Annotated in this window: 10 protein-coding genes; 6 read left to right on the top strand and 4 right to left on the bottom strand. The window is 60.2% G+C overall.

Annotated features, from left to right (window positions below):
- Positions 1–69 precede the first annotated feature (69 nt).
- Positions 70–1,392, bottom strand: a complete 1,323-nt coding sequence (locus J3P77_RS12455; RefSeq protein ID WP_434676937.1) for an ABC transporter substrate-binding protein — start codon at positions 1,390–1,392, stop codon at positions 70–72.
- A gap of 240 nt (positions 1,393–1,632) precedes the next feature.
- Positions 1,633–2,538: an AraC family transcriptional regulator gene (locus J3P77_RS12450; protein WP_434676936.1), complete on the bottom strand. Its 906-nt coding sequence runs from the start codon at positions 2,536–2,538 to the stop codon at positions 1,633–1,635.
- A 73-nt stretch (positions 2,539–2,611) separates the two neighbouring features.
- Here J3P77_RS12450 and cobF point away from each other — a divergent pair, with 73 nt between their 5' ends.
- Entirely contained in the window at positions 2,612–3,385 is a 774-nt protein-coding gene (gene cobF, locus J3P77_RS12445; protein ID WP_434676935.1) for a precorrin-6A synthase (deacetylating), read from the top strand.
- A gap of 162 nt (positions 3,386–3,547) precedes the next feature.
- On the opposite strand, the gene J3P77_RS12440 is transcribed toward cobF, so the two are convergent.
- Together J3P77_RS12440 and J3P77_RS12435 are read right to left on the bottom strand one after the other, a co-directional pair.
- Positions 3,548–4,876 (bottom strand): glycosyltransferase, encoded by a 1,329-nt coding sequence (locus J3P77_RS12440; protein ID WP_434676934.1) that lies wholly within the window; start codon positions 4,874–4,876, stop codon positions 3,548–3,550.
- Positions 4,869–5,228 (bottom strand): response regulator, encoded by a 360-nt coding sequence (locus J3P77_RS12435; protein WP_434676933.1) that lies wholly within the window; start codon positions 5,226–5,228, stop codon positions 4,869–4,871. Before J3P77_RS12435 ends, J3P77_RS12440 begins: the two co-directional genes overlap by 8 nt.
- Before the next feature lie 356 nt (positions 5,229–5,584).
- Between J3P77_RS12435 and J3P77_RS12430 the strand changes: the two genes are divergently transcribed.
- The 5 genes from J3P77_RS12430 (at position 5,585) to J3P77_RS12410 (ending at position 12,240) form a co-directional block, all read left to right on the top strand.
- The gene (locus tag J3P77_RS12430; RefSeq protein ID WP_434676932.1) at positions 5,585–9,106 is read left to right on the top strand and encodes a response regulator; all 3,522 of its coding nucleotides are present in this window, start codon (positions 5,585–5,587) and stop codon (positions 9,104–9,106) included.
- Between the two features lie 49 nt (positions 9,107–9,155).
- Positions 9,156–9,977 (top strand): CheR family methyltransferase, encoded by an 822-nt coding sequence (locus J3P77_RS12425; RefSeq protein ID WP_434676931.1) that lies wholly within the window; start codon positions 9,156–9,158, stop codon positions 9,975–9,977.
- Positions 9,974–10,588 (top strand): chemotaxis protein CheB, encoded by a 615-nt coding sequence (locus tag J3P77_RS12420; protein WP_434676930.1) that lies wholly within the window; start codon positions 9,974–9,976, stop codon positions 10,586–10,588. Before J3P77_RS12425 ends, J3P77_RS12420 begins: the two co-directional genes overlap by 4 nt.
- Positions 10,582–11,763, top strand: a complete 1,182-nt coding sequence (locus tag J3P77_RS12415) for a hybrid sensor histidine kinase/response regulator (RefSeq protein ID WP_434676929.1) — start codon at positions 10,582–10,584, stop codon at positions 11,761–11,763. Before J3P77_RS12420 ends, J3P77_RS12415 begins: the two co-directional genes overlap by 7 nt.
- Positions 11,764–11,862: 99 nt before the next feature.
- Positions 11,863–12,240: a response regulator gene (locus J3P77_RS12410; RefSeq protein ID WP_434676928.1), complete on the top strand. Its 378-nt coding sequence runs from the start codon at positions 11,863–11,865 to the stop codon at positions 12,238–12,240.
- Positions 12,241–12,254: the final 14 nt, after the last annotated feature.

Below are 12,254 nucleotides of genomic sequence, written 5' to 3'. Positions count from 1 at the left end.
TCCGAACCTGGATACGCCGTTGCGCGGGAGGACGGGAGGCCGAGGCGTCCCGCCCTGTGTCCTGGGCGATTACTTCTTCGCGTAACCCGCTCGCTTCATGTCGCGCTCGGTGGCGGTCTGCGCGGCGCGCAAAGCATCCTCGACCTTGGTCTGGCCGATCAGTGCGGCGGAGAACTGCTGGCCGACGCTGGTGCCGATGGCCTGGAACTCGGGGATGGTCACCAGCTGGATACCGACATATGGCACCGGCTTGAGGGTCGGCGACTTGGGCGTCACGGCCTTGAGCGATTCGAGAGTGATATTGGCGAACGGCGCGGCCTTCTTGTACTCGTCGCTGTAGGTCGAGGCGCGGGTGCCTGGCGGAACGTTGGCTACACCGTCCTTCTCGGCCACTAGAGAGGCGTACTCCCGGGAAGTCGCCCACTGGGTGAACGCTGCCGCATCCTTGCTGTTCTTGGCGCTGGTCGGAATCGCCAGAGCCCAGGAATACAGCCACGCCGAGCCCTTGTCGGTGACTTCGGTCGGCGCGAAAGTGAAGCCGACGTGGTCGGCAACTTTGCTCTGCGACTTGTCGGTGACGAAAGAACCGGCGACGCTGGCGTCCACCCACATGGCGCATTTGCCGCTGTTGAACAGCGCCAGGTTTTCGTTGAAACCGTTGCTCGACGCGCCGGGCGGGCCGGACTGCTTCATGGTGTTGACGTAGAAGTTGAGCGCGTTCTTCCATTCCGGCTGGTCGAATTGCGGCTTCCATTGCTCATCGAACCAGCGTGCGCCATAGGCGTTGGCAAGCGTGGTGATCAGCGCCATGTTCTCGCCCCAGCCGGCTTTGCCGCGCAGGCAGATACCGTACTGCTCTTTCGATTTGTCGGTGAGTTTGCCGGCGAATTCGGCGATCTGCGTCCAGGTCGGGCGCTCAGGCATGGTCAGGCCGGCGGCTTTGAACAGGTCGGTGCGGTAATAGGTAATCGACGCCTCGGCGTAGAACGGCAGGGCGAAAAGCTTGCCGTCGACCGACAGACCGTCGCGGACCGACGGGAACACATCATCGAGCTGGTAATCGGCCGGCAGGTCTTTCATTTCCTGCAGCCAGCCCTTTGAGCCCCAGAGTGAGGCTTCGTACATGCCGATGGTCAACACGTCGAACTGGCCGCCCTTGGTGGCGATGTCCGTGGTCAGGCGCTGACGAAGGACGTTTTCTTCGAGCACCACCCAGTTGAGTTTGATGTCGGGGTGCTTTTGCTCGAAGGCTTTGGAGAGGCGTTGCATGCGGATCATGTCGCTGTTATTTACCGTGGCGATGGTCACGGTGCCGGCTGCGGCGGTGCCACTGGCCAGGAAACAGCTGCTGAGGACGGAACTTGCGAGCAGAAGTCTTGCTGAGGTCTTCATTGATCACTCCTCTTCCATGCCCAGTGAGCGATAGAAGGTTGGTTATTGTTTTTGTCTCTTCCGGAGGGGAGGAAGATGTGGACCGATTACAGCGGGCTTGACGGGGAATGACAAATCCTGCACCGCACTCCGACCGATACTTTTTTGCACTGGCCGGAGGCTGGGCAGCATCCCGCGAACGCCCAGCATCAAGGGTCAGAGCCCATTCAGCGTAGTCGATGTGCCGCGCCGCAGGACGAATCAGTACAGGTTCTGTTCGGTCAGGCGCTGCACGGCGAGGCGCCGGTAATGCGAAGGAGTCATGCCCTTCAGTTGCTGAAAGCGGCGGTTGAAGTTGGAGATGTTGCCGAATCCGGACTCGAAACAGACGTCGGTCACCGGCTTGTTACCGTCGGCCAGCAGCTCACAGGATTTGCTTATTCGCAACCGATTGACGAACTCCACGAAGCAGCGCCCCGTGGCCTGCTTGAACACCCTGGAAAAGTAGGTCGGCTTCATGCCCAGATACTCGGCCACTTCTTCGAGCGGCAGCTCACGGCCGTAGTGAGCAAAGATGTAATCCACCGCACGGTTGGTGCGATCGACACTCTGCTCGTCGGCCATCTGGATTCCCGCGGTCCCGGACAGCAGCTGGTAATCGTCACTGGCGGCCAGCAGTTCCAGCAGGATAAGAAAATGCCCCAGACGGGTAATGCCGCGCGAATCGGCGATCTTCTGCATCAGCTTCGTGGCCTGACGAATCGTCCGCTTGCAGCGAAACTCGATGCCGTACTGCGCGCGCTCCAGCAGCGGGGCCAGGGTTTTGAGTTCCGCGAACACCTGATTGCCGCTTTCGAACAGCTCGTCAGTGAAATTGACCAGCATGTCGCGCTTGTCGATTACCTCGTTGTGCTCGATCTGGCTGATCCAGTTGTGCGGCAGGTTGGGGCCTGTGAGAAACAGGCTTGCAGGGTTGAAATTACCGATATAGTCGCCGACGAAGACCTTGCCCGAGCTCGCGACGATCAAGTGCAGCTCGTACTCCTTGTGGAAATGCCAGCGCACCAGCGGGCAGGGAAACCCGTGTTCGCGGTAGATGATGGACAGGCCGTTATGGTCATCCATCAGCTCGTAGGAAGGGTCGGTGATTTTTGTTGTTTTATTCATCGTTTGGCCGTTTGAAAAATTGCCAGGCGGCTAATGTGCCTTATTTGCCTTGCATGTGCCCAGAGTGTGTCCGATGAAACAGATCCTGCTGATCGGCGTGGGTGCCGGAAACCCCGAACAAATTACGGTCGAGGCCGTCAATGCGCTCAATCGCGTGCAGGTGTTCTTCGTGCTGGACAAAGGGCCTGAAGCGGGCGACCTGTTGCGCTGGCGCGAAGAAATCTGTCGGCGCCTTATCACCCATTCAAGTTACCGCTGGGTGCGGGTCCGCGATCCGAAGCGTGACGATCGGGTGGGGGCTGGGGAGCAGGCGTATGAACACAGCGTGGCGCACTGGCACGACCAGCGTTCACTGCTGCTGGAGCGTTTGATTGCCGAGCATCTGGGGCCTGAGGAAACCGGGGCTCTGCTGGTGTGGGGCGACCCTGCGCTGTACGACGGCACTTTGCGGATCATCGACCGGATTCTGGCGCGGGGCAGGGAAGTGTTCGACTATCGAGTGATCCCCGGTATCAGCAGCGTTCAGGCGCTCGCCGCCCGGCACCGCATCCCGCTCAATCGCATCGGCGAGCCGGTGCGGATCACCACGGGGCGGCGGCTTGCGACCTGCCGTCCGGATGAGGTCGAAAACACGGTCGTGATGCTCGACGCGCACTGCACGTTCGAGCGTTTCGCAGGGCAGGGTCTGGACATCTACTGGGGCGCCTACCTGGGCACCGACGACGAAATCCTGCTCGCGGGCAGGCTCGACGACCTGTGCGAACCGATCAGGCAACGCCGCCAGGAAGCACGGCTGCGCAAAGGCTGGATCATGGACACCTACCTGCTGCGCAAACCGTTGGGGTGAGGGTCCTGGGTTAAGCAATTCTTGTGTATGCCCCGGCCTCTTCGCGTGCCCGCGAAGGCGTGGTCACCAGCGATACATCTGCTGCACCTGCACTGGCCCTTCGCGGACAAGTCCGCTCCTACGCCCTTCGGGCAGAAGCACACACACACACACACAGCGGCACTACAGCTGCCCGGGGCGGTTCTTCGCCTCGATCCACTGCGCCATGTATTTGGTGCTTTTGAGGTGGTGGTGTCGCAGCATGCTGCCGGTGAAATTACCCAGCCGGTGGCGAGGCAGGTCCTCACGCAGGGCGTGGATGCGCTCGATCAGGCTGGCGCAATGCTGTTGATGCAGATAGCGCGCATTCAACAGTGCAAGGCCGGCCGCCTGCGCCTGGTTCCACAGGTCCCGGTCCTGATAAAGCCGCACCGCCGCGTCGGCAAACTGCCCGGCGCTGCTGCTCACCAAACCCGGCCAGGCCCTATCGCCGGTCATGGCTTCCGCGCCGACCGGCGTGGTCACCGACGGCGTTCCGCATTGCATGGCATCGATCAGCTTGCCCTTGATGCCCGCGCCGAACCGCAGCGGCGCCAGGCAGACCCGCGCCGCCGACATCACCTGCAATGCATCCTCGGCCCAGTTCATGACATGAAAACCCTGGGCGGCGTTGTGCAGTGCGGTGGCCTTGGGCGGGGTGTAGGCGCCATAGATATGGAACTGCGCGTCGGGCATTCGCTGACGAATCAGCGGCCAGACAGCATTCTTCATCCATAACACCGCGTCCCAGTTGGGCGCATGCCGGAAGTTACCGATGGTCAAAAAATGCGCGCGCTGGTCAAAGCCCGGCACCTCGTCCGCGACCGCATCGAGCATCAGCGGGCACCAGTGCAGGATCGACGCCGGCATGCCGAACCGGCGCGTCAGCAGGTCGATCTCCACGTCTGATGTCATCAGATTCAGGTCGCAACGGTAAAGCGCGGCAATCTCGCGCTGTGCCAGATCGGTACCCGCCATCGAAGCGAAAAGCGCTGCCTCGACTGTGGAGAAAAAACCCGAAAAATCATCCTGTTGCGGAGATTCATTCAAGTGATCTTTGAGGAGCTGATGGCGGCTGTGGCGCAGGCTTTGCAGATCGGAGGTTTCGAGAATTCGCAGCGCGTCCGGGCAATGTTGCTCGACGCGCCAGCCAAACTGCTCCTCAATCATGAACTGATCGAACAGCACCACATCAGGCTTCAACTCACTGATGAAAGCATCGAAGCTGCTGTTGTTCAGCTCGATACGCACTTCGTCGATGCCCAGGCTGGCCAGATCGGCCTTGTGCTCGCCTTCGGTGGCGGGGCTGGCGAAGGTGATCTGCCAGTCCTGTTCCAGAAAACACCGGATCAACTGCATGACGTGGCCGCTGGCGGCCGATGAGCGTGGTTCCGGCCATACATAGCCGATAATCAGCAGGCGGGTCGCGGCTGAGGGCCGGACGCCGGAGTGTTGCGGATCGTGCTTACTCAAGAATGCTTTTTACCTTGTCGCGGAGGTCGTCGATGGAGAACGGCTTGCCAATCGAGTGCATGCCGTCGGGTACATCGATGGTGTCCGAATAGCCGCTGGCAAACAACACCGGCAACTGCGGGCGCAGCTCGCGAACCAGAGCCGCCAGGTCGGTGCCGCGCATATCCGGCAGGCCTTGGTCGGTCATCAGCAGGTCGATGCCGTTGGCTTCGTCCTTGACGAAAGCCAGTGCTTCGGCAGCGTCGGCGGCTTCCAGTACGCGGTATTCCAGTTCTTCGAGCACATCGACGATGAGCATGCGCACGATGTTGTCATCCTCGACCACCAGGATGGTACTGGCTGCTTCAGACATGGTTGGCTTCCTCTAAGGTATAAAAAATAGTGGCGGTCGCTTTTGCGGCCCGGACGAGATCCAGCCGCTCCAGGGTCGGGCTCGCCGCGCCGTCCTGACGCAGGACTCCAGATTCCGTTGCCCGGTTTTCGTGCGGGGGTTGTGCATCAGTAAATCAACCGGCCCGGAAGTTCCATTTCGCCACTCGCACATCGCGCATTGCGCTGCTGAGCGCCACCAAGCATGCCTTGTGGAATCGGCGGCAGCTTATCGCCTATTTATGTGTGAAATTTCAACATGCTATGCGAGAAAGCAGAGTCTTTTTCATCGATTTACGGCAAACTCCATGGTTTTGATTATCCCGCCAAGGACTTTTCATGAATCGGACGTCTGTAGTCGATGAGCAACGCTTCCGGAAATTACTGGGGCGTAACGTCGGTTTACCTCTGGGTGTCGGCGTATTGAGTGCGGTGTTCTTCATTCTGCTGATCAGCTACCTGCTGTCGGTTATCCAGTGGGTGGAGCACACCGACCGGGTCATTAATAACACCAACCGGGCGATGAAGCTTTCCATCGACATGGAAACCGGCATGCGCGGTTACCTGCTGACTGGCGAGCAGCATTTCCTCGACCCTTACGAGGTGGCCAAGCCGGTGCTGCTCGCGGAACTCGCGGGTATCAAAGAACTGGTGGTCGACAATCCCACGCAGCTGGATCGCTTCCGACGCCTGCTGACTTTGCAGGAAGAGTGGAATCGCTTCGCTCAGGGCATGATAGACCTGCGGCGCAGCAACGGTGACTTTCTGAGCCCCGTGCAGTCGGGGCGCGGCAAGCGCATTACCGATGAAATCCGCATGGAGTACGACCAGGCCGTCGCCATGGAGCAGCAGCTGCGTCTGACCCGGAACGCCGAGGTCACCCGCACCACCATCCTGTCGGTGACCCTGTACCTGATTTTCGTCCTGGTAGTGAGCGGCATCCTGGCCTACGTTGGCCGCAAGGATCTACTGACGCTGTCCGACACCTACAGCGAAAACATGAGGCAGCAGGAGCTCAACGCCGAGCGCCTGCAGAAGATCGCATGGCTGCGCAACGGCCAGACCGAACTGGCCGCGCAAGTGCTGGGCCAACTGACCTTGCACATGCTCGGCCGCAATACGCTTCAATTTATCGCCCGGCATCTGGGCGCTGTGGTGGCCGCGCTCTATGTGCGCCAGGAGCATGGCAGCCTGGTGCGGGTGGCGACGTACGGGTTCTCCCGCGAACAGGAACAGCAGGATCAGACCATCTACGCCGGTGAAGGCATCGTCGGTCAGGCTGCGCAGCAGGACCGCATCATCACGCTGGACGAAGTCCCCGGTGACTACTTCAAGGTCGCTTCCGGCCTGGGTGACGGTTCGCCGCGCAGCGTGGTGATCGTGCCTACCAGCAACGATGATCAGGTCAACGGCGTGATCGAGCTGGGCTTCCTGCGCGCGCTTACCGAGCGCGATGTCGAGTTTCTGGAGCTGATTTCCGACAACGTCGGCACCTCCATTGAAGCCGCGCGCTATCGCCAGCGCCTGCAAGAGGTGCTGACCGAAACCCAGCAGCTCAACGAAGAACTGCAGGTCCAGCAGGAAGAGTTGCGCACCGCCAACGAAGAGCTGGAAGAACAGTCACGGATTCTCAAGGAATCCCAGGTCAACCTCGAGACCCAACAGGCCGAGCTGGAGCAGACCAACGAACAACTGGCCGAGCAGAGCCAGGCACTGGCCGATCAGCGTGACGCGCTGGACCGCAACAACGAAGAACTGAGCATGGCGCAGATTGAGCTGCAGGCGCGCGCCGATGAGCTGCAACGCTCCAGCAAGTACAAGTCCGAGTTCCTCGCCAACATGTCCCACGAGCTGCGCACGCCGCTCAACAGCTCGCTGATCCTCGCCAAGCTGCTGGCCGAGAACCCGACCGAAAACCTGACCGCCGAGCAGGTCAAGTTTGCCGAGTCGATCTACTCGGCGGGCAACGATCTGCTGAATCTGATCAATGACATTCTCGACATCTCCAAGGTCGAGGCCGGCAAGCTGGAAGTGCGCCCGGAGAACAGCAGCGTGTCGCGTCTGGTGGAAGGACTGCGCAGCATGTTCCAGCCACTGGCCGCCGAAAAACGTCTGGAGTTCAGTATCGAGCTGCAGCCGGGCGCGCCGACCATGCTGCACACTGACCGTCAGCGCCTGGAGCAGATTCTCAAGAACCTGCTGTCCAACGCCATCAAGTTCACCGAGGCAGGTTCGGTGAGCATGATCGTGTCGCGCCAGCCGGGCGAAGGCATCGCGTTCACGGTGCGCGACTCCGGCATCGGCATTGCCGAAGAACATCAGCAAAGCATCTTCGAAGCGTTCCGTCAGGCCGACGGCACCACCAACCGTCGTTACGGCGGCACGGGTCTGGGCCTGTCGATTTCCCGCGACCTGGCGGCGCTTTTGGGCGGTTCGATCAGCGTTACCAGCGCGCCGGGGCAGGGCAGCATCTTCACCCTGGTGTTGCCGGAGCGCTACGTCGAGCAGACCCCGCAGGAACCGGGGGCCACAGCGGCGCAGTCGCCTGTAACGGCGGTGGTCGCCACGCCGGCCCCGGCTCCACTGCCAGCACCGGTGCCAACGCCTGTGCTCGCGGCCCCGGTCAGCGAGCCGGTCGCCTCCTTCGATGACGACCGCGACATGGCCCGCACTGGCCAGCGCTGCATTCTGGTCATCGAGGATGACATTTCCTTTGCGGGCATTCTTTACGACCTGGCCCATGAGCTGGGGTACCAGTGCCTGGTCGCCCATGCGGCCGATGAAGGCTTTAACCTCGCGGCGCAGTTCACGCCCGACGCCATTCTGCTGGACATGCGTCTGCCGGATCATTCAGGGCTGACGGTACTGCAGCGCCTCAAGGAGCTGGCAACCACCCGCCACATTCCGGTCCACGTGATTTCCGTCGAAGACCGCCAGGAAGCGGCCATGCACATGGGCGCCATCGGCTACGCGGTCAAGCCGACCACCCGCGAAGAACTCAAGGATGTTTTCGCCAAGCTGGAAGCCAAGCTGACCCAGAAGGTCAAACGCATCCTGCTGGTCGAGGACGATGCCCTGCAACGAGACAGCATTGCCCGGCTGATCGGCGACGATGATATCGAGATCACCGCGGTGGGCCTGGCGCAGGAAGGGCTCGACCTGCTGCGTGACCATGTCTACGACTGCATGATCATTGACCTCAAGTTGCCCGACATGCACGGCGACGAGTTGCTGCGGCGCATGTCCACCGAGGATATCTGCGCGTTCCCGCCAGTGATTGTCTACACCGGCCGCAACATGACCCGCGATGAAGAAGCCGAACTGATGAAGTATTCGCGTTCGATCATCATCAAGGGCGCGCGCTCGCCAGAGCGGTTGCTGGACGAAGTGACGCTGTTCCTGCACAAGGTCGAGTCGCAGCTGTCCAACGAGCGGCAGAAGATGCTGCGCACCGCGCGCAGCCGCGACAAGGTATTCGAGGCGCGCAAGATCCTGGTGGTAGATGACGATGTGCGCAACATCTTTGCTCTGACCAGCGCGCTGGAACACAAGGGTGCCGTGGTCGAGATTGCCCGCAACGGTCTTGAGGCCATCGCCCGCCTCAACGAGATTCCGGATATCGATCTTGTGCTGATGGACGTGATGATGCCGGAGATGGACGGCTATGAAGCCACCACCGAGATCCGCAAGGACCCGCGCTGGCGCAAGCTGCCGATCATCGCCGTGACCGCCAAGGCCATGAAGGACGATCAGGAGCGCTGCCTGCAGGCCGGTTCCAACGACTACCTGGCCAAGCCCATCGATCTGGATCGCCTGTTTTCCCTGATCCGGGTCTGGCTGCCAAAAATGGAACGTATTTGAGCCATGGTAGCCAAAGCCACCATCCTTACGAGTATCTTCAGGTTCAAGCATGCTTCTCGATCGCAACGCTGACATCGAGTTGCGGCTGTTGATTGAGGCGATCTACCTCAAATACAGCTACGACTTTCGCGACTACTCCGGCGCGTCGATCAAGCGGCGCGTCGCGCATGCCCTTCGTCAGTTCGATTGCAGCACCATTTCTGCGTTGCAGGAGCGGGTGCTGCACGATCCGGCGGCATTCATGCAGCTGCTGCAACTGCTCACCATCCCGGTCAGCGAGATGTTCCGCGATCCGTCGCATTTTCTCGCGATCCGCCAGGAAGTGGTGCCGTTACTGCGCACCTACCCGTCGATCAAAGTCTGGATTGCGGGATGCAGCACGGGGGAGGAAGTCTACTCAACGGCGATTCTGCTGCGCGAAGAGGGTTTGCTTGACCGCACGATCATCTACGCTACGGATATCAATCCCACCTCGCTGGAGAAAGCCAAGCAAGGGATCTTTTCCATGGAAAACGTGCGGGCCTACAACCAGAACTACATCAAGGCAGGCGGGCAGCGGGATTTCTCCGACTACTACACCTCAGCCTACGAATACGCGATTTTCGACAAGACGCTTCGCGAGAATGTCACCTTTGCCGACCATAGTCTGGCGACCGACAGCGTGTTTTCCGAAACCCAGTTGATCTCCTGCCGCAACGTACTGATCTATTTCAACAAGAAACTTCAGGACCGGGCCTTTGGTCTGTTCCACGATTCTTTGTGTCATCGGGGTTTTCTCGCGCTGGGCAGCAAGGAAACGCTGGATTTCTCGGCCTACAGCGGCGCCTTCGAGACCCTGGTCAAGCCCGAGCGGATCTACCGCAAATCATGAAAAAATCCTTCATGGCGGGCTCGGCCAGCGACCCGCTGCCCAGGGTCGAGGCGATTGTCGTGGGGGCTTCGGCAGGCGGTGTCGAAGCGTTGCTGCGCATCTTCAGCCGTATCGCGCCCGGATTTCGCTTGCCGATCATTACTGTTCTGCATTTGCCGGACGATCGCCGCAGTCAGTTGGCGCATGTGTTCGGCAGTCGCCTGCCGATCCCGGTCAAGGAAGCCGACGACAAGGAAAGCATCGCCCCCGGCACGCTGTATTTCGCTCCGGCGGGCTATCACTTGTCGGTCGAGAACGACTACAGCTTTTCCCTGAGTCAGGAAGACCGGGTGTACTACTCACGGCCCAGCATCGACATTCTCTTTGACTCCGCCGCCGATGCATTCGGCCCCGGACTCGCCGGGGTGTTGCTCACCGGGGCCAACAATGACGGAGCGCAAGGACTGGCGCAGATCAAGAAGTATGGTGGTTTCACGGTAATTCAGGACCCGGATCAGTCTCAGGCGCGTACCATGCCCGAAGCTGCCCTCGCGTTGCAGGCTCCGGACTACCTTCTACCTTTGAACGATATTGGCCAATTGCTGGTCCAGCTGGAACGAATCGCATGCTAAATGACATCCAGGCAAAATTGCTGATCGTCGATGATTTGCCGGAGAACCTGTTGGCGCTTGAAGCGCTGATCAAGCGCGAAGACCGTACGGTGTTCAAGGCGCTGTCAGCCGACGAAGCCCTGTCGCTTTTGTTACAGCACGAGTTCGCGCTGGCCATCCTTGATGTGCAGATGCCGGGCATGGACGGCTTTCAACTGGCCGAACTGATGCGCAGCACCGAGAAGACCAAGAACATTCCCATCGTGTTCGTCAGCGCGGCGGGCCGTGAACTCAACTACGCATTCAAGGGCTATGAAAGCGGCGCGGTGGATTTTCTGCACAAGCCGCTGGACATCCATGCCGTCAAGAGCAAGGTCAACGTGTTCGTCGACCTGTACCGTCAGCGCAAGGCGGTCAAACTGCAGGTCGAGGCGCTGGAACAAAGCCGCCGCGAGCAGGAGGTGCTGCTCAATCGCCTGCAGGCGACCCAGGCCGATCTGGAGCATGCGGTGCGCATGCGCGACGACTTCATGTCCATCGTCTCCCATGAAGTGCGCACGCCGCTCAACGGCCTGATCCTGGAAACCCAGCTGCGCAAGTTGCACCTGGCCAAAGGCAATGCTTCAGCGTTCACCATGGAAAAGCTCAATGCCATGGTCGAGCGCGATGAGCGGCAGATCCAGAGCCTGATCCGCCTGATCGAAGACATGCTCGACGTGTCCCGCATCCGCACCGGCAAGCTGTCGATCCGCCCTCAGCCGTTCGATCTCAGCGAGCTGGTGCGCCAGCTGCTGGAAAACTATGCCGCGCAGATCGCCGCCGCTGAATCATCGATCTCACTGATTGCCGATGATCCGGTAATAGGCGTCTGGGACGAGTTCCGTATCGAGCAGGTGATTTCCAATCTGTTGACCAACGCCTTGCGCTACGGGGCCCGCAAGCCTATCACCGTCAAGGTGTTCAGTGACAACGGTCGCGCCTGCGTCGAAGTGACCGACCAAGGCATTGGCATCACGCCGGAAAACCAGAAGCGTATTTTCCAGCAGTTCGAGCGAGTATCGGCCAACCACGCAGTCGCCGGTCTGGGGCTGGGGCTGTTCATTTCCGAGCAGATCGTGCTGGCCCACGGCGGGCAGATCGAGGTGGAGAGCGAAGTGGGGAAGGGCTCGACGTTCAGGGTCTGCCTGCCTTTGTAAGACAAACCTACGAAACTTGTCGATTTATCCGAAGATTGGCGCAACCTACGATACGCGCCGCGGTCGTAATGGCAGCTACTTAAGATCAAAGGCAGTTCAATGAGCGCTGATGCAGAAAACGTCGTACTTATCGTCGAAGACGAGCCCCTGATTCTGATGCTGTTGTCAGATTATCTGTCGGGTGAGGGATACCGGGTATTGCAGGCCGAAAACGGCGAGCAGGCTTTCGAGATTCTGGCGACCAAGCCCCATCTGGATCTGATGATTACCGATTACCGCCTGCCCGGCGGCATCTCTGGAGTCATGATCGCCGAGCCCGCGGTAAAGCTGCGCCCGGAACTCAAAGTGATTTTCATCAGCGGCTACCCGGCTGAAATCGTCGATTCGGGGAGTCCGATTGCCGCCAAGGCGCCAATCCTCGCCAAGCCCTTCACCATGGAAACCCTTCAGTCGCAGATCCAGGTCCTGCTGGCCTGACTCCCCGCGTCGGA

This window comes from Pseudomonas sp. R1-18 (assembly GCF_051132095.1).
Classification (GTDB): Bacteria; Pseudomonadota; Gammaproteobacteria; order Pseudomonadales; family Pseudomonadaceae; genus Aquipseudomonas.
Note: the sequence above shows the minus strand (reverse complement) of the source record. Positions and strands in the feature narration are given on the sequence as shown.